A 24,907-nucleotide genomic window follows, 5' to 3' on the forward strand; every position below is an offset into this window, starting at 1 on the left:
AATTAATTAAACCCTCCCAATTGCTGAGCGATACTGAAATGGAACTGGCCCTTATTTGCATCAGGGATACCAGGGATCTTATCAAATCCGTAACCATAATCAATTCCCAACAGCCCGAATATCGGTAAAAATATCTTTGCGCCCAAACCTACTGAACGTCTAACGTTAAAAGGATTGAAATCACTGAACTTATCCCAGGTATTTCCACCTTCAGCAAATGCCACTACAAATGCGGTTGCCTGTTGTGACGCAATTACAGGATATCTTAACTCCATCACATATTTAGTGAAGATCGGGCTACCTGAATTCTGCGCGATCGTTGCATCGGCACCAACAGGTATTACTGAGTTATTTGCATAACCGCGCATGGCGATCAGCTCAGATCCCTGCAAGAAGTCAAATCCCTGCATTCCATCTCCTCCTAATTTAAAACGCTCAAAAGCCGACTGTCCTACGGATTGGTTGTATGTACCTAAGAATCCAAACTGGGCCTGGGCCTTAACCACAAACTTTCCAACCAATCTCTGATACCACTGCGACTCAAATTTCCATTTGTGATACTCGGTAAACTTATAACGTTGTTTATCTGATGCTGTTGCGTAGTTAATACTATTTAATAACGAATAAGGAGGCGTTGCCTGTATGGTGAATCTAAAATAAGATCCGTCTGTAGGGAAGATCTGGTGATTTCTTGAATCACGGCTCAACTCCTGTGTTAAGTTTAAGTTGTATGATGTTCCTGTGGAGAATAAGTATCCCGGGTAATTGTTCAGGATATATTGCTGCATATTGATCGAGTGCGTAAGCTGGAAGAAGTTATCCGGGAAGTTTAACCTTCTGCCCAAACTAACGGTTACCCCATTTAAGCGGATCTTTTGAAAGTTTGAATTGTCTGAACTCAATCCATTAGACTGTAATGAAGTGAATGCACTTACACCGAAGCTAATTGGTTTCTGACCACCTAACCAGGGTTCAGAGAATGAGAAGCTGTACGACTGGTAGTATTTACCATTGGTTTGACCTCTTAAGCTTAACTTCTGACCGTCACCTTTTGGCAATGGTTTGTAAGCATCCAGGTTAAACAGGTTTCTTAATGAAAAGTTATTGAAGGTTAGCCCCAATGTTCCAATGATGTTACCACCACCAAATCCACCGGATAGCTCAACCTGATCAGAAGGTTTCTCTTCTACGGTGTATTCAATATCTACTGTTCCGTCTGCCGGGTTTGGTTTTGGAATTGGTACCGTTTTCGATTCATCAAAATAACCCAGCTGACCAAGTTCACGGATGGTACGGATCAATAATTCTTTAGAGAATTTCTCTCCTGGTTTGGTACGCACCTCACGCATGGCCACGCGGTCATTTGTGATGGTATTTCCTTTGATCGTGATCCGGTTATTGGTGTACTGAGGCCCTTCGGCAATGCGCATTTCAATTTGTACCGTATCGTTATAGATCCTGGTTTGAACAGGCTCTACCTGGAAGGTTAAGTAACCATCATTCAGGTAAACGCTGGACACGTCATCTCCGCTCGCACTTCCTCTTAATTTCTTTTCCAGTTTTTCTTCACTGAATACTTCTCCTTTATCAATACCCAGCACACGCTGAAGATCTTCTGTGGTATATTTGGCATTACCAACCCATGTGATGTCTCCAAAGTAATACTTTGGTCCTTCGTACAGGTCAATTTTTATTCCTACCGCTTTAGCATTGTACTGATAGACGCTGTCTTTTAGAATCACCGCATCGCGATAACCCCTGTCCTGCATCTTAGCAATCAGCTTCAGCTTATCTTCTTCATATTTTTCTTTATTGAATTTACCAGATCCAAAAACTTTATAGAAAGCCTGTTGTTTAGTCTTCTTTAAGAACTTGCGTAATTTGGCTGATGAAAAATCTTTATTTCCGGTGAAGTTGATCTCATGAACTTTGACCTTATCTCCTTTTTCAATGAATACTTGTAATACCATACCATTCTCCAGGTTCGGATCTGGCTTGGTTTTGTACGTTACTGAGGTAAAAAAGAAACCTTTTTCCAGCAAGAATTTCTTGATGGTAGTAGTTGTTGAATTGTAAAGGTTCTCGTTGATAATTGCTTTACCTTTTTTTTCATTCAGTTTTTCAAGAATATCTGTTTTTTGAGACTTGCTTACGCCATTGATCTCAAAGGTACTTAAGCGCGGGCGCTCAACAACATCGATATCAAAGTACACGGTATCTTCCACGATCCTGGAAATATCCAGTTTTATATCGTCAAATAAACCTTGTCCCCATAGAATTTTTATGGCATTTGAAGTTGCTTCTCCGGGAAGTGTTACACGTTCACCTTTGATCAGTTTAGAAAGCGTTACGATTACATCCTTCTCAATAAATTGGGTTCCTGTGATGGTAGTCCCTCCAATTATATATTCTTTGGGATTAAAATAGTCCAGGTCTAAACCACTAACTTTTAAGCTGGGCTGTGCAGGTGTTTGCGTTGGACGTGTGATCTGTGCCATTGTTGGTAAACCAATCAATAACAATAATATGAGTTGATATATTCTTTTCATTTACAATCTAAAAATCGACGCTAAGTTAATTTAAACACATGTTAAAAAGTGTTAAAAGTAAAATTAGTTCAGTTGTTCACTAATTTTACCAAAGCGGCGTTCGCGTTTCTGGTAGTCTACTATGGCTTCAAACAAGTCTTCCTGTCTGAAGTCTGGCCAAAGGGTTTCTGTGAAATAAAGTTCTGAATAGGCCATTTGCCACAACAGAAAATTGCTTACCCGATGTTCTCCGCTTGTCCTGATCATTAATTCAGGATCCGGAATATTACGCGTGGTTAATTGTGCGGCAAAATTCTCTTCATTGATATCATCCAGCTGCAGTTCGTTGTTCTTAACCTTAAGTGCTAATTTCTTAGCTGCATCAAGGATCTCCCATTTTGCACTGTAACTTAAAGCCAGTGTTAGGGTACAGCGCGTATTGCCTGCGGTATTGTCCATCGCACTTTTTAGATCATCAATACATTTCTGAGGAAGAGATGCGATATCTCCGATGGCATTAAGCCGGATGTTATTTTTATTGAGTGTAGGCGTTTCCTGATTGATGGTTGAGATCAGCAATTCCATTAACGCATTCACCTCTTCTATAGGCCGGTTCCAGTTCTCTGTGGAGAATGCATACACGGTAAGGTATTTTATGCCGATATCTGCGCATCCCTCTACAATATCTTTTACAGACAACACGCCTGTTTCATGACCGAAATGCCTGTACTTACCCTGATTTTTTGCCCATCGTCCATTACCATCCATGATAATGGCAATGTGTTCCGGTAAACGTGTTAAGTCGATTTGTTCTTTAAATCCCATTGATTTTGTGCAAATATGCCTAAAATGTATAACATTTTTGGGACACAAAGGTATAAGATATGCCAATACCTACAAACATATATGTATCTCTTTTTCTAAAATCACCTCTTTGTGTGCCCTGAAGTGAGCTTAAAGACTGATTCGATGGGTTTGAAAGCTTTATCCTGGTTACCAGATTACCATCATTTGGCCAATTTACATTGACAGGATCAGGGTATCTGCCCGATACATCATCTAAATAATCGGTATTTGCGGTACGGTAACCAATTTGTGAAAGAAACTGCATGTTATCTGAGAGTCTTAATTTTATACCTGCTCCATAAGGAATAGCAAGGGCATAATTTTTATACAACTGGCTTTGTCCTTCGGTTTGATAGAACCTCAGCTTATAGTCTGTATTTCTGGAAGTACCCGGATCACGGTAGGTTCCAACAGGATTAAAGAAAACCGCTCCTACACCTGCAAACAGGTAAGGTGTAAATTTTTTAGGCCGGTCTATCGTGAAGTATTCCAGAAAGTTAAAATCAACCTGCATACTTACTTCGTTTAAAGAAGTCTTGAAGTTAAGTGCGCGATTTCTAAAATGTTCATTCGAAGATTCCTGATCATCTGCTTTAATGCTCCCGTAGTTATAGTGCAGGCCGACAGACCAATAGGCGTCAAGATTTAATTTCACATATCCTCCGGCAGACATACCACTGATCTTTAGCGGATTGTTCTGGTTAAGATCTCCGAGATATCCTGCTCCGCCACCGGTTAATCCAATTTCAACCGTTTGCCCTTGTACCGCCATTGCCGGCAAGAAAAGCGTAAAAAAATAGAACAGTTGCTTATATCTCATTCCTAATAATTGCGGGTATCAATGCCCCAGAGTAATTTATTCCTTAAGGTGGTTAAGTAACTTTCATTATTAAGCCGGATTAAATTTACATGAAATGCCGCCTTATTTAAAGTTATTTTAACAGAACGGTCTACTGTTTCCGTTCTCGAATCGCAGGAAACTAAAAACTTAGCACTCCTGGCTTCTACCTCAAAGGCCAAAGATACATCATCCGGAATAATTACCGGCCTTACATTTAAGTTATGTGGTGCAATTGGGGTAATTACAAAGTTCTGAGAACTTGGATAAATAATCGGCCCCCCGCAGCTTAAGGAGTAAGCTGTTGACCCGGTTGGTGTTGCAATGATCAGTCCGTCTGCCCAATAAGAGTTTACGAATTCATTATTCATGTACGCATGAATGATCATCATGGCAGAATTGTCCCTTCTGTGAATGGTGATGTCATTCAATGCAAAGTTTTCATCGCCAAATAAACCTTGTTTGGACGTTACGCTCAACAGGGTTCTTTTATCGAGAGAAAATTTTCGGTTTTGAAGGGCTTCAATGGCTACTTTTATTTCTTCTTTATTGATACTGGCCAGAAAGCCCAGTCTGCCAAAGTTAATTCCAATTACCGGGATGCCTGAATCACGGATCAGTGAAAGTGTATCCAATAAGGTACCATCCCCTCCGAGGCTGATCAGTACGTCGGTATTTCCTAAAAGTTCGGTATGGTCTTTAAAGGTTTCAATATGAGCAGGTAATTTGATCTTATCCTTAATAAAATCAAGATATTTCTGATAAACAAAGACCGGGGTTTTGTACTGTTCGAGAACGTTAAATACTTCCTGCACATGTGGCAGTACACTATTGTTGAACTCTCTGCCGTAAATTGCAATTTTCATTTACACATTTAAATAATTCATGAATGAATTATACCTGTCTTCGGTACCATTGTCTGAGCGTGTACTGTTGAACACCGCTTTTACCTGGTAATCGTAACGTTCAAAGGAAGCTATTATACCAGACAATTCTGTCTTATTGATCTTCAAGGTAATTTCAAGTTTGGTAGAGTCAGGAAAGGACTGCACATAGGACGATAAGATCTGTGCATTGTCTGCTTCTACGATCTGTGCCATATGCGCCAATGAATTATTTCTATTACTTATCTCTAATACGATGATGCCTCCATATTCTTTAACTGCATAAATATCTGCCGTGTATTCCAGCAGGCTGTTTACAGATATTAGGCCGAGGTAGTTCTTCTTATAATCCAGAACGGGCACTACGGATAAATGCAACTGGTTAAACAACCGGATAATATCATATACATGTGCATCTTCATACACAAAAGGATTTAAAATGGACAGCGAAAGATTCCCTACTTGCTGTTCGGTATCCCTGATTTCGATGAGTTCGTCTTCAGCGATCAATCCAAGAAATTGAGATTCATTTACTATTGGCAAATGAGATAATTTGAACTCAGTCATTCTTTCCAGAGACTTCTGAACAGAATCAGATGTCTTTAGCGGTGGGATTGAATTAGATATGAGTTCAGATGCAAACATTATTTTAGTAAGATACGATTTAAAAACTTTTCCAGATGGTCGTTAAAGATCTCCGGATGTTCCATCATTGGAGCATGTCCGCATAAATCTACCCAATTCAGTTCAGAATTCGGCAAAAGTTCATGAAATTCTTCAGCTACTTCTGGTGGGGTAACTTTATCTTGTTTTCCCCAAATCAATGAAACCGGGATGGTTATTCTTGACAGATCTTTTGAAAGATTGTGGCGGATAGCGGATTTTGCCAATGCAAGAATACGGATTACCCTGGAACGTTCGTTTACAGTCTTGTATACTTCGTCTACCAGTTCTTTAGTCGCTACAGCAGGGTCGTAAAAGGTAAATGCTACTTTTTCACGTACATAGTCATAACTTTCCCTGCGTGGAAAGGATCCTCCAAATGCATTTTCATATAATCCAGAACTTCCTGTTAAAACCAACGCTTTTACGTGTTCCTGGTGTAAAAGGGTAAATACAAGGCCCACATGACCACCAAGGGAATTACCAATTAGCACTACTTGTCCGAGTTTTTTATGCTTGATAAATTTATTTATGTATTTAGCTAAGCTCTTTACGCCTAAAGTAAGCAGCGGAAGTTCATAAATAGGCAGTATGGGTACCAGAATGTGATAGTGATCCTTAAAGTGATTGATCACCGGCTCCCAGTTGCTTAACTCTCCCATCAATCCATGAAGTAATACCAGGGTTTCACCTTTTCCGGCTTCTATATATTTAAACCCTTCGTCTTCTATTACTTCGTATGTCATATTTAATTTTGTGTAAGTATTGCTACTAAGTTAGTAGACTAAAATTAATTTAATGAAAAAAAAACATTATTTTTAAGATTCAGGGCCTAAAGCTGCAAATGCAACACAATTTATGCCAATTGTGCCTTTACGATCTCAGCAATTAATTTTCCATCTGCTTTACCTGCCAGTTCTTTATTTGCCAGGCCCATTACTTTACCCATATCTTTAACGGAAGTTGCTCCTGATGCCTTGATGATCTGAATGATCAATGCTTCCACTTCTGACTGATCCAGCTGTTTAGGCATAAAGTTACTGATCACCTCAATTTCTTCTTCCTCAATCACGCTCAGATCTTCTCTTCCCTGCTGTTTATAAATATCTGCAGACTCTTTACGCTGTTTGATCAGTTTTTGCAGGATCTTAAGTTCAGTTTCTTCCGTTATTTCTTCTGCTGATCCTTTTTCTGTTCTTGCCAGTAACAAGGCTGCTTTGATTGCCCGCAGTCCTCTGAGTTTGGCCGGGTCTTTCGCAAGCATGGCTTGTTTAATTTCCTGATCTATGGTGTTAGCTATCATATTTATTTTATTATTCGTTAATTTCTATCAATTATTGTTGCCGTTGCCTGCGCTGTTGGCATAATGAGCATATCGTTTATATTTACATGTGCCGGCCTGCTTACTGCAAACCAGATGGCTTCTGCAATGTCATTGGCCACCAATGGCTCTAAACCATCATAAACTTTTTTTGCCCTGCTTTCGTCTCCTTTAAAGCGTACTTTAGAAAATTCTGTTTCTACCATACCCGGATTAATGGCGGTAACTCTGATACCGTGCGGCAGCAGATCGATCCGCATGCTTTTATTCAATGCATCAACCGCATGTTTTGTAGCACAATAAACATTTCCATTCGGATAGACCTCTTGTCCGGCAATAGAGCCAATATTGATAATGTGTCCGCTTTTTTGTGCAACCATCCAGTTTGAAACAATCTTTGTGGTATATAAAAGACCTTTTACATTCGTATCGATCATGGTATCCCAATCTGCAAAGTTCCCTTTATCTATTGGATCCAGGCCCTGACTTAATCCGGCATTGTTAATCAGTACATTTACCTTTTTCCATGAAGCCGGTAAAGTATCCAGTCTGTACGACAGATCTTCATGATCCCTAACATCTGCAATTATCTTTTTAACTTCGATCGCGTATTTGTCTTCCAAATGTTTCGCAATTTCCGTTAACCGTTCTTCTCTTCTTGCCAATAAAATTAAATGATATCCCTGGGCCGCAAATAAGTGAGCGCAGGCGGCTCCAATACCTGAAGTTGCCCCTGTAATTAATGCAATCTTTGACATTTTTGATTTCTTTTATTAAGCAAAGCTATAATTTTTTTGAAATGAGCCGTTACTCGAAGAATAAACTGAAAGTTACATGACGCAGCATCAGTTTATCTAAAGGCGCCACATACCGGGTTGGCTCATTTTCTAAAACATTTTTCATCGAATACGACAGCTTAAGCTCTGGTGACATTTTAAAATATTCAAAGTACAGATCAAAGCCCAGTCCCGCTTCGTAGGACATGAAATTTCGTGCATTGTTTATAAACTTTTCTGCCGGATCGGTTACAAGGCTGTTATCGGTCTTTTTCTTAGAGGTGATGTCTGTGGTAAATTTAACGCCTCCGATCACATAGGCCCTAAAATTGGTTCTGCGATCTGATTTGATCTTGATGCCTATTGGAAAATCTACAAGTGTGGTTGAGATCTTCTTATCGATGTTCGCATTTGCATTGGTATATTCATAAGACAGGGAGCGATCACTGAATACCAATATCGGTGTAAAGCGGAGATCTGCATTTTCACCCAATCTTTTATTTACTACGAAACCAATTCCAAAACCTGGTGTTGGTTTTGAAGAGATAGACCGTAAACCCGGTGTATTTGGAATCTGAGGATCTTCATCAACATATTGACCCCTCCAGTTGGCCTTCTTAAGGATTTTATATTCTGAAGACAGGTATTGGAAGGTAAAGCCGAAATGCAGGTTATCATCGTCTACACCACCACCCCAATTCTGGGCTTTTGCAGAAACCGCAGCAATTAAACATAAAATAATTAGGCTTGTTCTTTTCATTTTATGCCTGTATAAATTGCACATACTCCAAAGGTAAGGCGTCTGTCTTTTGTTTGTTTAAATCCAACCTTATCCATTAATGCGGTAAATACTTCTCCATCCGGAAAAGCCGCTACCGATTCTGGCAAATAGGTATATGCACTATTATCTTTAGAAAAGAGTTTACCCAATAGTGGGGTAATGTGCTTAAAGTAAAAATTATATCCTTGTTTAATTGGGAACTGTCTGGGCTTTGAAAACTCTAATATCACAATTTTACCACCAGGCTTTAAAACCCTGAACATATCTGAAAGTCCTTTTTCCAGGTTTTCATAGTTCCTTACCCCAAAAGCCACAGTTATTGCATCAAAATGATCATTTCCGAATTGCAGTCCCTCAGAATCACCAAGCTGAACAGAAAATATGTCCTGCATATTCCGGTTCTGAATTTTTTTACGCGCCACATCCAGCATTCCTTCAGAAATATCTACACCGATGATCTTTTCTGGCTGAAGGATCTTGATCGCTTCAAAAGCAAAATCTCCTGTACCGGTTGCTACGTCAAGCATGATGCGCGGTTTTATGGATTTAAGCTCTCTAATCGCCTTTTTACGCCATATGATGTCAATTCCAAGCGACATAAAATGATTCAAAAAATCATAAGTTCCTGAAATATTGTTAAACATACTGGCAACTTGTTCTTTCTTTGTTGCTGTTTCGGATCCGTATGGTGTAATGTTTTCGTTCATGGTAAGTCGCAAAGATAAGTATTGTTGAAAACTAATTTTCTACCTTTGTCAAATGATTATAAAATCAGCAACATTTATTTGCAGTAATACAAAGGTTTCTGCCTTACCTGTAGCCAACATGCCGGAATATGCATTTATTGGTCGTTCAAACGTTGGCAAATCATCGCTTATTAACATGCTGGTTAACCAGCATGGTTTAGCTAAGACCTCACAAAGACCGGGAAAAACACAGCTTATTAACCATTTCCTGATTAACGAAAAATGGTATATCGTAGATTTACCCGGCTATGGTTATGCTAAGGTTTCTAAAAGCAGCAGGGAGAAATGGGAGAAGTTTATCCGCAATTACATCACCAAAAGAGAAAGCCTTCAATGCGTTTTTGTCTTGATAGACAGCCGGTTGGAGCCTCAAAAGATAGACATTGAATTCTGTTGCTGGATGGGTGAGATCCAAATCCCATTTGCCCTGGTATTTACAAAATCTGATAAGCAGGGTGCTGTAAAGACCGATCAGAATGTAGCTGCCTTTAAAAAAGAGCTTTCCGGATGGTTTGAAGAGATCCCTCCTTATTTTGTGACCTCCGCAGAAAAGGCGACAGGAAGAGACGAGACCCTTAAGTTCATTGAACAGGTAAATCTGGACTTTGCCATGCCGATCTTAACTCCTAAAGACGAATTTTAATTTATAAATACATGAAAAAGTACTTTTCACTTGTACTGTTTGCACATTCTATTTTTGCATTGCCCTTTGCCATGATCGGCTTTTTTCTGGGGATTACAACCACTTCCAATCCATTTAACTGGTTCTTGCTGGTTCTTGTGTTGCTTTGTATGGTCTTTGCACGTAATTCTGCAATGGCTTTTAACAGGTACCTGGACAGAAATATTGATGCTAAAAACCCGCGGACAAAGATGCGTGACATTCCTGCAGGCAAGATCTCTGCAAATGAGGCATTGATCTTTGTGATCATCAACTGCATTCTGTTCATTACTACTACTGCATTCATAAACAGCCTGTGCTTTTATCTGTCTCCTGTTGCGTTATTTGTTGTGCTGTTTTACAGTTATACGAAACGGTTTACGGCATTATGCCATCTTGTACTCGGATTGGGCTTATCCCTGGCTCCTATTGGCGCTTATATTGCGGTTACCGGCAAATTCAATATCGTTCCCGTTCTATACTCACTGGCAGTATTGTTTTGGGTTAGTGGCTTTGATATCATTTATGCCCTGCAGGACGAAGATTTTGATAAGGATGAAAAATTACATTCTATTCCTGCCGCCCTTGGTATAAAAAATGCACTGAACCTTTCGGTGTTCCTTCATGTGTGTGCTGCTGCCTGTGTGATACTTCCGGTTTTCTTTACACCACTAAGCTGGGTATACTATGCAGGTGTGGCATTTTTCTGTTTTATGCTTATCTATCAGCATTTGCTGGTTAAACCGAATGACATTAGTAAAGTGAACAAAGCCTTTGCAACCACCAATGGTTTTGCTTCTGTAGTTTTTGCACTTTGCTTTTTAATGGACGCTTTCTTAAGAACTAATTATAATTTCTAAACATGATCAACCTTAGCATACCCAAAAAGACAAGAAATTACATTCCCCAAGATCTTGAAATGAAATGGGACAACCTTGAACCTATTCTGAATGAGTTATTGGCACGGCCGGTAGAAGATGTGGCCGGGCTTGAAAAATGGCTTAAAGATAAAAGTGAGCTGGAAGCCGCGCTTGAAGAAGACTTTGCGTGGAGATATATTAGAATGAGCTGTGATACAGCGAATGAGAACCTGGTTAAAGATTTCCAATATTTTGCCATGGAGATTGAGCCAAAGATCTCTCCTATTGCCAACCAACTGAACCAGAAGTTCAATGATAGTCCTTTTATTGATGAGCTTGACCAGGAAAAATATTTTGTTTTTATACGGGCAATCCGGAAAGCAATTGAGATTTACCGTGCAGAAAACGTGGATCTGTTAACCAAACTTCAGGTTACCCAGCAAAAGTACCAGTCGGTTACCGGTGCCATGAGTGTTACGATCAACGACCAGGAATACACATTGGAGCAGGCTGCAAACTTTATTAAGGATACGAACAGGGCTGTTAGGCAGCAAGCCTGGGAAACGATTCAACAGCGCCGCTTAGTAGATAAGGACGAACTTAACATCTTGTTTGATGAACTCCTGGTTATGCGCCATCAGGTAGCATTGAATGCTGGTTTTGAGAATTACAGGGATTATATGTTCCAGGCCTTGGGCAGGTTTGATTATACACCCCAGGATTGTTACCATTTTCATGAAGCTATAGAAAAGGAAATTGTTCCTATTTTAAGAGAACAGGCAGAAAAACGTGCGGAATTGCTGGGTCTTGAATCTTTAAAGCCCTGGGACATGGAAGTGAGCACAACGGGTAAACCGGCTTTGAAACCTTTTACAGATGGACAGGATCTTATCGACAAAAGTATCTCTTGCTTTAATGCGATCAATCCACAATTGGGTCAGATGCTTGCCATCATGAAAGCAAACCACCTTTTTGATGTGGAAAGCCGTAAAGGTAAAGCACCGGGCGGATACAATTACCCGCTTGCTGAAACCGGGGCTCCTTTCATCTTTATGAATTCTGCCAATTCTTTAAGGGACCTGACAACCATGGTTCACGAAGGCGGACATGCGATCCATACGTTCCTTACGGCAAACCTGGAGTTAAACGACTTTAAGCATTGCCCTTCTGAAGTTGCCGAACTTGCTTCTATGAGTATGGAGCTGATCTCTATGGACAACTGGAATATTTATTTTGACAATGAAGCGGATTTGGTACGTGCAAAAAAAGAGCAATTGCTCGATGTGCTTAAGACCTTGCCATGGGTTGCGGTGATTGACCAGTTTCAACACTGGATCTATACGAATCCAGGTCATAATGCGGCCGACCGTGAAGAGGCTTTTAAACAAATATATACCCGCTTTGGTGCTGGCTTTGCAAACTGGGACGGGCTGGAGCAGGAGTTTGGAAATGCGTGGCAAAAGCAACTACACCTTTTTGAGGTTCCTTTTTACTATATTGAATATGCAATTGCGCAATTAGGTGCCATTGCGATATGGAAAAATTACAAAGAGAATCCTGAAAAAGCTTTACAGCAGTATTTAGCTGCTTTATCACTGGGTTACAGCAAACCAATTAACGAAATTTACGAAACTGCGGGCATAAAATTCGACTTTAGTCTGAATTATATTGAAGAACTTGCATCATTCGTTAAAGATGAGCTACAAAAATTAGATTAAATCCACAGTTATTTTTTAAGTTTGAGTATTGAAACCAAACCTAATCAATAACGCATGTTTGAAAAACTGTTTAGAAAGAAATCCATTTCTAAGATCCTGGCTGATGCTGAAAAAGGATATGGAGAACATGGGACCTCACTGCATAAAACCCTTGGCGTAAGAGATCTTACTGCATTTGGAATTGCGGCCATTATAGGCGCAGGCATTTTTAGTACCATTGGTAAGGCCAGTGCTGAAGGTGGGCCTGCAGTGATCTTCCTTTTCATATTTACGGCTGTTGCCTGTAGTTTTGCTGCGTTTGCGTATGCTGAATTTGCATCTATGGTTCCGGTATCCGGAAGTGCCTATACCTACTCATACGTTGCTTTTGGTGAGCTGGTAGCCTGGATTATTGGCTGGTCGCTCATTATGGAGTATGCCATTGGTAACATTACGGTTGCGATTTCCTGGTCTGATTATTTTACCGGGCTGCTCTCTTCCATCCAGATCCCTGCCTTAAACATTAACGGGATCCATTTACCCGATTGGACTACCATGGATTACCTTACTGCATTTAACGGGCATAAAACTGCTGAATCTTTGGTGAGTGCCGGCAAAAACTTGTCTGACCTTGATGAGGCCACGGCAATTGCCAACAATGCCTGGTTAACAGCACCAAAATTAGGAAGTTTTCATGTGGTTGCTGATTTACCTGCATTGGGTATTATCATTTTCATTACCTGGTTGGTTTATCGCGGAATGAAGGAATCCAGAAATGCCAGTAATGCCATGGTTATTGTAAAGCTTGCTGTTATTTTATTGGTTCTTGCCGTTGGTGTTTTTTATGTGGATACTAAAAACTGGAACCCCTTTGCCCCTAATGGCGTATCTGGCGTTTTAAAAGGTGTATCTGCGGTCTTCTTTGCCTACATTGGCTTTGATGCGATCTCTACCACTGCTGAAGAATGTAAAAATCCGCAGCGCGACCTTCCACGCGGAATGATGTGGGCCATTATCATCTGTACCATTTTATATGTTGCCATTTCCCTGGTTTTAACCGGGATTGTAAATTATAAATTTTTAGCCGTAGGCGATCCGTTGGCCTTTGTTTTCGATAAAATTGATTTAAAACTCATGAGCGGTATCATTGCCGTGAGTGCTGTTTTTGCAATGGCCAGTGTGCTGCTTGTTTTCCAAATGGGACAACCGCGAATCTGGATGAGCATGAGCCGTGATGGCCTGTTGCCTAAATCGTTTTCTAAAATTCATCCCAAATATAAAACCCCTTCTTTTGCAACCATTGTTGTAGGTTTTGTTGTTGCCGTGCCTTCTCTGTTTATGAACCTGACCATCGTTACCGATCTGTGTTCTATCGGCACCTTGTTTGCGTTTGTCTTAGTTTGTGCCGGAGTTCTTGTACTGCAGAATAAACCTGATATTCAAAGGGGTAAATTCAGGATCCCATATCTGAATTCAAAGTTCATTGTTCCTGTTTTGTTTATTGCAGCTATCGTCAGTGCTTTTACCTTGTTTAAAACAGAGACAGATGCCTTCATTTATAATAAACAGCGGGTATATGAACCTGTTAGTTTCCTGACATCTTTAAGTGATGCCGAATTGGGCACCATTAAAGAAGAAATTAAGGCCGACCAGGCAAAACTTAACCAGGTTACAGCAAATACAGATTCAGAACAATATTTGAACAAACTATCTGCTGATCAGTATGAAACATTTATGTCTGCTTCGTCCATTGATGCAGATAAGAAATACGAAAGCGGGTGGAATTTGTTTAAGCACAAGATCCCGACATGGATCTTCCTGATTATATGTGTGATCGTTTGCTACTACTGCATCACCAAGAATCTTTCGCTCATTCCGGTACTGGGTTTATTGAGCTGCCTGTATATGATGTGCGAGCTCGGCATATCCAATTGGATCGGTTTCGGCATCTGGCTAATTGTTGGTTTGGTTGTTTATTTCTTGTATGGCTATAAACACAGTAAACTAAACTTAGTCAATCCATAATCAATTAGAATCCATTCCTTTTAAAACTAAAAAAGACCAGATAAACTGGTCTTTTTAGTTGATGACATATTTTAATCGTAGAATAATTTACCCAAAAAATCAAAAATCATGAACAATACAAATATTTTTTTCCTAAAATTCTACATTTTGAGAATATATATCTACATTAGTGGGATAATATATATGAGGTGTTTACGAACACCGATTTGCCCTCCCACTTATCCCTAAAAATTGTTTGGTTGGAAACCCTACAATAAAGGCTCCTCCCCGGAGCCTTTTTAATGCTTTTTGAAATCGTTTAAAAGCAATTAAAAAAGTACTTTTTCAGGTTCTTGTGCACTGCCATCACATTAACAGGCGAAGTAGAAAGAATGATTTCGGAAAGGAGACAAAGCTTTTTAGTTCAGAGACCAGCGCAATTTCCTGCGGCCCTGCATACTTTTTAGAAAAAATTTATACCAGTTTTCAAATAAAAATTCGGACATTAGCCTTGCATCTATTCCAACAAAATATCATTCTTTACTAAAATTAATATGACTCTTTCGTGAGGAGATCTTTCCAATCTACCGCCCTGCTGATATCAATTGTTAAGATCTTACTTTGTTTCATTTGCATGCCAATGGCCTTAAAGGCACAGCAACCGATTCCCTTAACCAATGCCGATTCCCTGATCATTAAAAACTATGCAATACTAACAAGTCACTTTCAACCCTTAACCAGCAATTCGTATTGGGCTAAAATAGTTATCCGCAATCCTTATCCAAATGACGAACAATATGTATTATCCCTGTCTCAACCTCTAAATTATTCTTTATACCAATTAGAGATGAACACCGGTAAGTGGGCGATCAGCGAAGCAGGACCTGGGGTATCAAACGGAAAGCGAACACCGATCATCAATCATTGTACCTTAAAAAAATATTCAGACAATACAATTTATATTAAAATTGAACTACCTGATATCGCCCAGACCACACGATTAATCAAACCTGACATTATTCTGGAAAAAGAAGTCATTTATAGTTCCAGGGAAAGTTTTGTAAACTTATCATTCTGGACTTGCTGTATCATGCTCATCAGTTTTTCATGCTACAACTTTTACATTTATTTACAGTTGAAAGATAAGGCTTATCTATACTATGTAATTGCCCAGGCGGGCGCACTATTGTATCTGACCGGCGACAAGTTCTTTTTTAATGTACTCCTTCCGGTAAGGATTTATCACCAGCGTATTGTTGATGGGAGCGTATTGACGCATTATAACCTTAATGATTTTTTTGAGCACATCGGTGCAGCTGTACTCATGTGCGGGTTCGTTAATTTCAGCCGCTTTTATCTGCAGACCAAAGAACAGATGCCAGGTTATGATCAAATGTTACGGGTTCTTTCGTATATGTATATGCTCATTATCGGTCTGCCAGCCTTATTAAATATTAGCGGGCTATACATGATAAACCGGACGATATTTAACAGTGTCTTCATTATGATCATGATCATAGCCTGCCTGCTAACCGCCTTAGTTGCCTACCAGCGAAAAATCAGGATGGCTAAACATTTTTTGCTGGCCAATTTAATTCCGTTGTCCTTTATAGCCATGGCTTCATTCTACATCATCTGGTATAGAGAAAGCAGCCAGCTATTGCCTGAGATTGCCATACTTTCGCAAATACTTACGTTCGCCGTGGCCCTGGTGGCACGTATTAAGGTAATTAACGAGGAGCTGACCTGCAAAGCACTGGAGGCGATAACCATGAAGGCAGACCTGGATGAACTGGAATATCAACGCTTGCTGGCCGAGCAGCAACGTACCCATGCGGCTATTGTTATGGAGATAGAACAGGAAAAAAATGAATTGCTGCAGCAAAAACTGGAAGCAAACCAGCGCGAACTTGCAGGCAGCAGTCTGCACCTGCACCAAAAAACAAAACTCCTGTCTGACTTAAAAACACAGTTGCGATACATTGATCCAAAAATGCCGCATGATCAACCGGAAATTTTAAAAAACATTAAATCTTCTTTAAACGACAATCAGTATCTCGATGAACGATGGGGAAATTTTAAACTGCATTTTGAGCAGGTACATCCCGATTTTTTTAAAGATCTGCTAGCCAACCACCCCGGCTTTACTACTTATGAAGTGAGACTGTATGCTTATTTCCACATCAACCTGTCTACCAAAGAAATCGCTACGTTACTAAACATCGCCCCTGCCAGCGTTAGGCAGGCAAAAACCCGTCTTCTAAAGAAAATAAATCAATAAATACAGCTCATGTAGACACTTTGTAGACACTCTTATCTAAGTCGATTGGAAATTAAATGCTGTCCTTTGCTTTCGTCTTAAAAACAAAAGATGTCTAAATCGATGATCCTACGCCTATCTTCATTATCGCTAAAGTTTAAGCAAACTGCGCTCTTGGTTCTCTTAATTCTGTTAAGTTCAGCAGTATCGGCACTGGCCCAGTCCAGCACACTTAGTCCGCTATTCAACTCAGGTACATCCGGGTATAAAGGAGCTGACTATACGTTCGGCAGAACCACAAAGCCCAACTCCATCAATGCCACCCGGTTAATTACTCAAAAATTGTCGTGTATCAGTAACACTGATCCAACCTATGGTGATACCGACTATGCTCCAGTGATGGCGAATAGTGGGCTGCCTGTTCGCTACAGCAGTGACAATGATGCCGTGATCTCGATCGTAAACAATAAAATAAAAATTGTCGGGGCTGGCCGTGTAAACATTACCGCTTCACAAGAGGGTGATGCAATATACTTGCCGGCAAGCATTACCAAAACGATCAATGTAGCCCCTTTGCAGGTCACAGTAACTGCCAATGCCCAAACAAAGGTATACGGTAACAATGACCCGGAATTAACCTACACCATTACCTCAGGTGCGTTACTGGAAGGTGATACATTTACAGGTTCATTAAACAGGGATGGAGGAGTGAATGTTGGAGAGTACACCATCAATCGAAACACCCTGGCGTTGAACGTCAACTATACCCTGACGTTTGTAAGTGCAAAGCTGAGCATCACAAAAAGGCCATTGACCATTCATCCGATTTCCGCGACTAAGATATACGGCAACTCCGACCCAAGTCTTCCATATTCGTTTGATGGCACTTCTCTTGCACCCAACGAGGCTATGACTGGCCTATTTGGAAGGACTTTGGGTGAGAACGCTGGCACGTATGCACTGACTTTGGGCACTAAGCGACCGGTAAGCACACAAACTTTTGAATTGACCTCAGACAATTATGACATCTCCTTTATAAGCAACAATTTAACGGTTACACCAAGATCCATAGGCCTGTATGCATATCCTATATCTAAAGAATACGGCGATGCTGATCCTGAGCTAACAGTTAATACATTCTTAGTGGGGACGGATAAACTGAGCGGATCACTAGTTAGGACCCCGGGTGAAGATGCAGGTACTTACACCATTAACCAGGGCACATTAATGCCGCCCAGCAGCAATTATACTTATACTTTTACGGGAGCGTCCTTTACCATCAATAAAAAGATTATTACTGTTACAGCCAATGCGCAGTCAAAGTTATATTTAGATACCGAACCGGAATTAAGCTATGAAGCTACTACTCTTCCTTTTAACGAAATTTTTAACGGGAGCCTTACCAGGGCACCAGGAGAAGATGCCGGTAGCTATGCAATTACCCAGGGCACACTAGCCTTAAGCGATAACTATACCCTGAACTTTACCGGGGCTGATCTGCAGATCGATAAAAGATTACTGCGTTATACCGCCGATCCGGCTACACGTTTTTTTGGTGATAACAATCCCGCATTTACTGGAACCGTTACCGGTTTTGTGAATGGAGAAAACCTGGAAAGTGCCACAACTGGCAACCTATTGTTCTCTTCAACAGAGACATCAGCATCTCCGATTGGAATTTATGCAATTAACGGCTCAGGCTTAGCAGCAAAGAATTATGATTTTATGCAGCATTCTTCCAATGATGCTGCCTTGAGCGTGGTTCTTTCCAGTGACAATACCCTTTCGTCATTTACAGCACATGTAGGGACGCTAACATCAACTTTTGAGAGTTCCCAACTTAGCTACGTTATTAACGTCACGGGTTCTTACGTAGTTCTTTCTGGTACGTTAAGCAGTCCACATGCCACTGCTACAATAAACGGCAAACCTTTCATTTCCAATGATTTTGAAACCGTACCATTACAGCCAGGTAGTAATGCATTAGAAATTATTGTGACCGCACAGGACGAAAGCACCCGCACCTATCAGTTTACCATTAACCGTAACTTGTCTGGTAATAACAGGATTGGAGCGCTATACCTTGGCCACGGCAACCTTAGTCCGTCTTTCAATAGCGAAACTTTGAATTATACCGCAACAGTAAGCAATGCCGTTTCTTCTATTTCGGTTTCTTCTATTTTGGCCGATACTTCTGCCAGGGTAACTGTGAACGGAGCCAAGGTAACCGAAAACGGAGGTTTATCCGAAGTGGGACTTTTATTTGGAGAAAACTTGATTAACGTTTTGGTACGTGCAGAGAACGGAGACGAAAGACTGTACACGGTGTTGGTAACGAGGCCAATTTCATCAGACGCTACACTGGCCACTCTTGGGACAAGCAGTGCAATTAGCCCTGCATTTTCAGCTGCAGTTACAGATTATACCGCGACCGTACCCTCTTCAATCGCTACCTATTCTGTAACGCCGGGAACGAATCATGAAAGTGCAATCTTGTCCATCTCACTAAATGGTATGCCTTTAGCATCTGAAGCCACAGCAATACCGCTGCAAATTGGCCTTAACAATATTGTAATTTTAGTCACTGCGCAGGATAGCGTTACGACTAAAACCTATAGAATTCAGGTAAATCGTGTACCATCTAATGTTGCAACAGCCAATGTAAGTGTGGTTGGCACCACCAAGTTGGTATCTACTGCCGGCACAGGATATAAAAACTATCTGACATCCATCAATGTCAGTGCGACCTCCATCCAGGTAAAAGCCGCATTGGACAATAAAAACGCAAGCGTGACCATAAACGGGGAACCCGCTGTTTCAGGTGTATATACTGTGGTACCGCTTCTGGCAGACTCAACCCTGATCGATGTACTGGTCACTGCTGAGGACGGAATCACACAAAAATCTTATACCATTAAGGTAAAGCGTACTGGGATGAATATTGCAACAGCCAAAGTAGGTGTGCTCGGCGCTACCAAGCTCGTATCTATTACCGGACCGGGGTATGTGAATTATCTGACATCCATTAATGTCAGGGCGACCTCCATCCAGGTAAAAGCCGCATTGGACGATAAAAACGCAAGCGTGACCATAAATGGGGAACCGGCTATTTCAGGTGAATATACTGTGGTACCACTTCTTGCAGACTCAACCCTGATCGATGTGCTGGTCACCGCAGAGAACGGCATCACACAAAAATCTTATACCATTACGGTAAAGCGTACCGGGCTGAATATTGCAACAGCCAATTTAGGTGTACTCGGCGCTACCAAGATCGTATCTACCACCGGACCGGGGTATATGAATTATGTAACATACCTTAATGTCGGTGCTAACTCCATCCAGGTAAAAGCCGCATTGGACGATAAAAACGCAACCGTGACCATAAACGGGGAACCCGCTGTTTCAGGTGAATATGCCACGGTACCACTTCTTGCAGACTCAACCCTGATCAATGTGCTGGTCACCGCTGAGGACGGCAGCACACAAAAATCTTATACCATTGCGGTAAAGCGTACTGGGATGAATATTGCAACAGCCAAAGTAAGTGTACTCGGCACTACCAAATTCGTGTCTACTACTGGGTCCGGATATATGAATTATCTGACATCCATTAATATCAATGCAACCTCAATTAAAGTAAGAGCCGCATTGGATGATAAAAATGCAAGCGTGACCATAAACGGGGAACCCGCTGTTTCAGGTGAATATGCTGTGGTACCACTTCTTACAGACTCAACCCTGATCAATGTGCTGGTTACCGCAGAGAATGGCATCGCACAAAAATCTTATACCATTACGGTAAAGCGTACAGGAATGAATATTGCAACAGCCGATATAAATGTGCTCGGCGCCACCAAGCTCGTATCTACCACCGGACCCGGGTATGTGAATTATCTGACGTCCATTAATGTTAGTGCGACCTCCATCCAGGTAAAAGCCGCATTAGACGATGACAATGCACGCGTGACCATAAACGGGGAACCCGCTGTTTCAGGTGTATATGCCCTGGTACCACTTCTTGCAGACTCAACATTGATCGATGTGCTGGTCACCGCAGAGAACGGCATCATACAAAAATCTTATACCATTAAGGTAAAGCGTACTGGTATGAATATCGCAACTGCCAAAGTAAGTGTGCTCGGTGCTACCAAGCTCGTATCTATTACCGGACCGGGGTATGTGAATTACCTGACATCCATTAATGTTAGTGCGACCTCCATCCAGGTAAAAGCCGCATTAGACGATAAAAATGCAAGCGTGACCATAAACGGGGAACCCGCTATTTCAGGTGAATATACTGTGGTACCACTTCTTGCAGACTCAACCCTGATCGATGTACTGGTTACCGCTGAGAACGGTGCTACACAAAAATCTTATACCATTACGGTAAAGCGTACTGGGCTGAATATTGCAACAGCCAATTTAGGTGTACTCGGCGCTACCAAGATCGTATCTACCACCGGACCGGGGTATATGAATTATCTGACGTACACTAATATCAGTGCAACCTCCATCCAGGTAAAAGCCGCATTGGACGATGAAAATGCAAGCGTGACTATAAACGGGGAACCCGCTGTTTCAGGTGAATATGCCACAGTACCACTTCTTGCAGACTCAACATTGATCTATATGCTGGTTACCGCTGAGGACGGCATCACACAAAAATCTTATACCATTGCGGTAAAGCGTACAGGGACGAATATTGCAACAGCCAAAGTAACTGTACTCGGCACTACCAAACTTGTATCTACTACTGGGTCCGGATATATGAATTATCTGACATCCATTAATATCAATGCAACCTCAATTAAAGTAAGAGCCGCATTGGGTGATAAAAATGCAAGCGTGACCATAAACGGGGAACCCGCTGTTTCAGGTGTATATGCTGTGGTACCACTTCTGGCAGACTCAACCCTGATCGATGTACTGGTTACCGCAGAGAACGGCATTGCACAAAAATCTTATACCATTACGGTAAAGCGTACAGGGATGAATATTGCAACAGCCAAAGTAGGTGTGCTCGCTGCTACCAAACTCGTATCTACCACCGGACCGGGGTATGTGAATTATCTGACATCCATTAATGTTAGTGCGACCTCCATCCAGGTAAAAGCTGCATTAGACGATGAAAATGCAAGCGTGACCATAAACGGGGAACCCGCTGTTTCAGGTGTATATTCCCTGGTACCACTTCTGGCAGACTCAACATTGATCGATGTGCTGGTAACGGCAGAGAACGGCATTACGCAAAAATCATATACCATTACCGTTAAGCGTACAGGAATGAATATTGCGACAGCTAAAGTAGCTGTGCTCGGCGGGACCAAGTTGATATCAATCCCCGGATCGGGATATATAAATTATCTGACGTCTATCAATCTTGATGCCACCTCCATTCAGGTAAAAGCAGCATTGGACGATAAAAACGCAAAAGTGACCGTAAACGGTGAACCGGCTGTTTCAGGGGCATATTCCATTGTACCACTTCTCTCAGGCTCAACCCTGATCGATGTGCTGGTCACTGCAGAGAACGGCATCACACAAAAATCATATATCATTATTGTAGAACGGATGACAAATGACTCCGTCATCATACCTGCAAGGCCCGTTATGCTTAAGGAAGAATTTAAACAGACTACGATAACCAATCTGGAAACGCAGAATGCAAAAACCAAACTTTTAGTCCACCAAGGATTGACACCGAATGGTGACGGCATAAATGACTACCTGCAGATTGATGCAATTAACGACTTCCCGGAAAATAACTTTTCTATCGTCAACTCCAACGGGATGCTCGTCTATCAAACAAAAGAGTACGGTAAAGACGGAAATATATTCAATGGATATTCCAATAATGGAAGTAAACTGGTACCTGGCACTTACTACTACATTCTCGAATATAAAGACGGCAAAGCCAAAAATAAAAAAACAGGATATATTATTCTTAAATACTAAAATGAAGACTAAAATAATTCATGTCTTATAATATTGCTCTCCCAATCCTGCTGCTGATCTTATTAGTAGGCGGCAGGATTTCAGCACAACAGCAAGTATATAGCTATAGTCAGTATGCAGACAACCTTACCCCTGTTAATTCTGCCTACGCGATGCTGGACAAATCAGGATTTGTAAGTGCCTTAGGACACCGGCAATTTATAGGGATTGAAGATGCCCCCAGCAGTTTGATGTTCACGGGAAGTTTACCCATTACACCTATTCATGCATCAGCTGGCATTTACCTGCTAAATGACAGAACCCCGTTGGTGAGACAATTGGAGATCAATACATTTTTCGCAAAAAGTATCCAAATTACCTCAAACCAATATTTATCAATAGGCGTTAATGCAGGCATGAGAAATTATGCTTCTAATTATTCAGCGTTGGATCCATCTGATCCCGAATTCATGACTGATGTACACGATACCAAGCCTAATATCGGTTTTAGTATGATGTATTATAGTGACAGGTTCTATCTGGGCCTTTCTGCTCCGCAACTTACGTTTGGAAATCCCGAAACTGCATTTGCTCAGCAAACAAATCCTTTAAAAAGTCCTTATTTCTTTTCCGGGGCATTCCTTGCTGTGCTTTCTGACGAGGTTAAATTAAAACCCGCCGTGTTGGTCAGCTACGTCAAGAATACCCCAATAGCCGGAAGCTTTTCTGGAACCTTATATATTAAAGAAACTTTTGGGATCGGTGCTTATTATAACTCTGATAAAGTTATAGCCGGCACCGTTTCTGTGACTTTCAGCAACTTCAAAATAGGCTACAGCTATGCAACAGGTATTTCCTACAATACCCGCAATTTAAATAATGCAAGAAACGAAATCGGCTTATCATACAGGTTCGGATCAGAACGATCACCAAAACTTTTATAAGATGATTTCCATCAATCGGAGCAGCATTTGCAGCTGCTTTAGTCTGGTATGTATGAGCGTAAAGTGTCGGTATAGAATCTGATTGCAGTTAACACTTCAACATACAGCGAGAGTTTTATGGATTAAGGAATTACCCGCTACCAACAGCAACCATCTAAAGAGTTAATAGGGATTTAACAAATTGAAAAAGATCAATATTCTATTTTTATATTACGATTATTTCGTAGATTTACGAAAATAAAATAGACTTAAACTCAATGGTATGAAATCTGTATTTATTCTCTTTTTATTAATGGCTCTTTTTACTCCTGTTTTTGCCCAGAAACCCGACAGCGTTTTAGCAAGAGTTCGTTATACGTATATCAGCAAGGCAGACAGTTCTGCGGACAGCAAGCCGCGAAAAGAAAATATGCTCCTGTTTCTTGGCAAGAATGCTTCCGTTTATACCAGCTACGACAGGATTATCCATGAAACTATAGAGGACAGAAAATTTAGGGCGATGATGGCTGCCAGTGCAAACGGAAGTCCAAAGGCATACATTGTTGACAATACTGCGACTGCCTGGATGTCGGCCTCAACAAATCTGTATTTTAGCGGAGAAGACCGGTTTTATACCCGGGAGGTGATTGCATTAAATAATTATATCTATGAAGAGAAACCAGCTAAGATCAATTGGAAGATTAGCCATGACACGTTAACTTTTTCAGGTCTGCGTTGTCAAAAAGCAACAGGAACACTTGAAGGCAAGAACTTCGTTGCCTGGTTTGCCCCAGGCCTTCAGTTTAAAACAGGTCCGTGGAAACTAAACGGACTGCCAGGTTTAATTGTTGAAGCTTATGATGATCAAAAATCTTTACAGTTTCAATTTGCAGGTTTTGAACAAGCAAAAGATTTTAATAACGAGCGTGATACCGGAGGGGCATCAGACCCTAAGAAAGGTAGCGTGGCTGCTATATTTCAAATGATCGGTATGGATGCAGGCCTTGCCTATTTCGAGAACGTGATCAAGTTTCCTGCAAATGCGGTTAAAATTGAGCAATCACAAATGGAAAAACTAAAAGCTGCGTTTAAGAAAGATCCAAAAGGATTTACAAAAGCACTCTCTGGATTTTAACACGGCCTTTAGAGGAGCATTCCATTCAGGCAGTCGAAAAATAGCTG

Annotated in this window: 18 protein-coding genes; 8 read left to right on the top strand and 10 right to left on the bottom strand. The window is 41.0% G+C overall.

Annotated features, from left to right (window positions below):
* Window positions 1-2: 2 nt before the first annotated feature.
* The 10 genes from bamA to ubiE all read right to left on the bottom strand — a co-directional run bounded on the left by bamA (window position 3) and on the right by ubiE (window position 9,344).
* On the bottom strand, window positions 3-2,549 hold the full coding sequence (gene bamA, locus ATK78_RS17050; protein WP_243732561.1) for an outer membrane protein assembly factor BamA: 2,547 nt from the start codon (window positions 2,547-2,549) through the stop codon (window positions 3-5).
* Window positions 2,550-2,612: 63 nt separating this feature from the next.
* Window positions 2,613-3,353 carry an isoprenyl transferase gene (locus ATK78_RS17055; RefSeq protein ID WP_133577356.1) on the bottom strand — a complete coding sequence of 247 codons (741 nt, stop codon included), beginning with the start codon at window positions 3,351-3,353 and terminating at the stop codon, window positions 2,613-2,615.
* A 19-nt stretch (window positions 3,354-3,372) separates the two neighbouring features.
* Window positions 3,373-4,194: a type IX secretion system protein PorG gene (gene porG, locus ATK78_RS17060; protein ID WP_133577357.1), complete on the bottom strand. Its 822-nt coding sequence runs from the start codon at window positions 4,192-4,194 to the stop codon at window positions 3,373-3,375.
* Window positions 4,195-4,196: 2 nt separating this feature from the next.
* A complete protein-coding gene (locus ATK78_RS17065; protein WP_133577358.1) occupies window positions 4,197-5,078 on the bottom strand; it encodes an NAD kinase in 882 nt (293 codons plus the stop codon).
* Complete coding sequence (locus ATK78_RS17070) at window positions 5,079-5,741, bottom strand: CBS domain-containing protein (RefSeq protein ID WP_133577359.1); 663 nt, start codon at window positions 5,739-5,741, stop codon at window positions 5,079-5,081.
* Window positions 5,741-6,505: an alpha/beta fold hydrolase gene (locus ATK78_RS17075; protein ID WP_133577360.1), complete on the bottom strand. Its 765-nt coding sequence runs from the start codon at window positions 6,503-6,505 to the stop codon at window positions 5,741-5,743. The genes ATK78_RS17070 and ATK78_RS17075 overlap by 1 nt, the downstream gene beginning before the upstream one ends.
* Window positions 6,506-6,615: 110 nt before the next feature.
* On the bottom strand, window positions 6,616-7,062 hold the full coding sequence (locus ATK78_RS17080; protein ID WP_133577361.1) for a GatB/YqeY domain-containing protein: 447 nt from the start codon (window positions 7,060-7,062) through the stop codon (window positions 6,616-6,618).
* A gap of 17 nt (window positions 7,063-7,079) precedes the next feature.
* Window positions 7,080-7,838 (bottom strand): SDR family NAD(P)-dependent oxidoreductase, encoded by a 759-nt coding sequence (locus ATK78_RS17085; protein WP_133577362.1) that lies wholly within the window; start codon window positions 7,836-7,838, stop codon window positions 7,080-7,082.
* A 49-nt stretch (window positions 7,839-7,887) separates the two neighbouring features.
* Window positions 7,888-8,616: a type IX secretion/gliding motility protein PorT/SprT gene (porT, locus tag ATK78_RS17090; protein ID WP_133577363.1), complete on the bottom strand. Its 729-nt coding sequence runs from the start codon at window positions 8,614-8,616 to the stop codon at window positions 7,888-7,890.
* Window positions 8,613-9,344: a bifunctional demethylmenaquinone methyltransferase/2-methoxy-6-polyprenyl-1,4-benzoquinol methylase UbiE gene (gene ubiE / locus ATK78_RS17095; RefSeq protein ID WP_133577364.1), complete on the bottom strand. Its 732-nt coding sequence runs from the start codon at window positions 9,342-9,344 to the stop codon at window positions 8,613-8,615. The genes porT and ubiE overlap by 4 nt, the downstream gene beginning before the upstream one ends.
* Before the next feature lie 52 nt (window positions 9,345-9,396).
* Between ubiE and yihA the strand changes: the two genes are divergently transcribed.
* The 8 genes from yihA to ATK78_RS17135 all read left to right on the top strand — a co-directional run bounded on the left by yihA (window position 9,397) and on the right by ATK78_RS17135 (window position 24,860).
* On the top strand, window positions 9,397-10,026 hold the full coding sequence (gene yihA, locus ATK78_RS17100; protein WP_133577365.1) for a ribosome biogenesis GTP-binding protein YihA/YsxC: 630 nt from the start codon (window positions 9,397-9,399) through the stop codon (window positions 10,024-10,026).
* A gap of 11 nt (window positions 10,027-10,037) precedes the next feature.
* Entirely contained in the window at window positions 10,038-10,904 is an 867-nt protein-coding gene (locus ATK78_RS17105; protein ID WP_133577366.1) for a UbiA-like polyprenyltransferase, read from the top strand.
* 2 nt (window positions 10,905-10,906) lie between these two features.
* Window positions 10,907-12,622, top strand: coding sequence for a M3 family oligoendopeptidase (locus ATK78_RS17110; protein WP_133577367.1), 1,716 nt, complete (start codon window positions 10,907-10,909; stop codon window positions 12,620-12,622).
* Window positions 12,623-12,676: 54 nt separating this feature from the next.
* Window positions 12,677-14,626, top strand: coding sequence for an amino acid permease (locus ATK78_RS17115; RefSeq protein WP_133577368.1), 1,950 nt, complete (start codon window positions 12,677-12,679; stop codon window positions 14,624-14,626).
* 544 nt (window positions 14,627-15,170) lie between these two features.
* Window positions 15,171-16,886, top strand: a complete 1,716-nt coding sequence (locus tag ATK78_RS17120) for a 7TM diverse intracellular signaling domain-containing protein (RefSeq protein ID WP_133577369.1) — start codon at window positions 15,171-15,173, stop codon at window positions 16,884-16,886.
* Window positions 16,887-16,988: 102 nt separating this feature from the next.
* Complete coding sequence (locus ATK78_RS17125; RefSeq protein ID WP_166664909.1) at window positions 16,989-22,823, top strand: cadherin-like beta sandwich domain-containing protein; 5,835 nt, start codon at window positions 16,989-16,991, stop codon at window positions 22,821-22,823.
* A gap of 20 nt (window positions 22,824-22,843) precedes the next feature.
* Window positions 22,844-23,746 (top strand): PorP/SprF family type IX secretion system membrane protein, encoded by a 903-nt coding sequence (locus tag ATK78_RS17130; RefSeq protein ID WP_133577371.1) that lies wholly within the window; start codon window positions 22,844-22,846, stop codon window positions 23,744-23,746.
* A gap of 262 nt (window positions 23,747-24,008) precedes the next feature.
* On the top strand, window positions 24,009-24,860 hold the full coding sequence (locus ATK78_RS17135) for a GLPGLI family protein (RefSeq protein WP_133577372.1): 852 nt from the start codon (window positions 24,009-24,011) through the stop codon (window positions 24,858-24,860).
* The last annotated feature ends 47 nt before the right edge of the window (window positions 24,861-24,907 follow it).

It is taken from the genome of Pedobacter metabolipauper (assembly GCF_004362715.1).
Lineage (GTDB): Bacteria > Bacteroidota > Bacteroidia > Sphingobacteriales > Sphingobacteriaceae > Pedobacter > Pedobacter metabolipauper.

Bases quoted from the DNA above. Each gene is read 5' to 3' on its own strand.
- porT (WP_133577363.1), bottom strand. From the start codon at position 8,616: ATGAAAAGAACAAGCCTAATTATTTTATGTTTAATTGCTGCGGTTTCT.
- ATK78_RS17070 (WP_133577359.1), bottom strand. From the start codon at position 5,741: ATGTTTGCATCTGAACTCATATCTAATTCAATCCCACCGCTAAAGACA.
- ATK78_RS17125 (WP_166664909.1), top strand. From the start codon at position 16,989: ATGATCCTACGCCTATCTTCATTATCGCTAAAGTTTAAGCAAACTGCG.
- ATK78_RS17075 (WP_133577360.1), bottom strand. From the start codon at position 6,505: ATGACATACGAAGTAATAGAAGACGAAGGGTTTAAATATATAGAAGCC.
- ATK78_RS17110 (WP_133577367.1), top strand. From the start codon at position 10,907: ATGATCAACCTTAGCATACCCAAAAAGACAAGAAATTACATTCCCCAA.
- ATK78_RS17085 (WP_133577362.1), bottom strand. From the start codon at position 7,838: ATGTCAAAGATTGCATTAATTACAGGGGCAACTTCAGGTATTGGAGCC.
- yihA (WP_133577365.1), top strand. From the start codon at position 9,397: ATGATTATAAAATCAGCAACATTTATTTGCAGTAATACAAAGGTTTCT.
- ubiE (WP_133577364.1), bottom strand. From the start codon at position 9,344: ATGAACGAAAACATTACACCATACGGATCCGAAACAGCAACAAAGAAA.
- bamA (WP_243732561.1), bottom strand. From the start codon at position 2,549: ATGAAAAGAATATATCAACTCATATTATTGTTATTGATTGGTTTACCA.
- ATK78_RS17080 (WP_133577361.1), bottom strand. From the start codon at position 7,062: ATGATAGCTAACACCATAGATCAGGAAATTAAACAAGCCATGCTTGCG.
- ATK78_RS17115 (WP_133577368.1), top strand. From the start codon at position 12,677: ATGTTTGAAAAACTGTTTAGAAAGAAATCCATTTCTAAGATCCTGGCT.
- ATK78_RS17065 (WP_133577358.1), bottom strand. From the start codon at position 5,078: ATGAAAATTGCAATTTACGGCAGAGAGTTCAACAATAGTGTACTGCCA.
- porG (WP_133577357.1), bottom strand. From the start codon at position 4,194: ATGAGATATAAGCAACTGTTCTATTTTTTTACGCTTTTCTTGCCGGCA.
- ATK78_RS17055 (WP_133577356.1), bottom strand. From the start codon at position 3,353: ATGGGATTTAAAGAACAAATCGACTTAACACGTTTACCGGAACACATT.
- ATK78_RS17135 (WP_133577372.1), top strand. From the start codon at position 24,009: ATGAAATCTGTATTTATTCTCTTTTTATTAATGGCTCTTTTTACTCCT.
- ATK78_RS17105 (WP_133577366.1), top strand. From the start codon at position 10,038: ATGAAAAAGTACTTTTCACTTGTACTGTTTGCACATTCTATTTTTGCA.
- ATK78_RS17130 (WP_133577371.1), top strand. From the start codon at position 22,844: ATGTCTTATAATATTGCTCTCCCAATCCTGCTGCTGATCTTATTAGTA.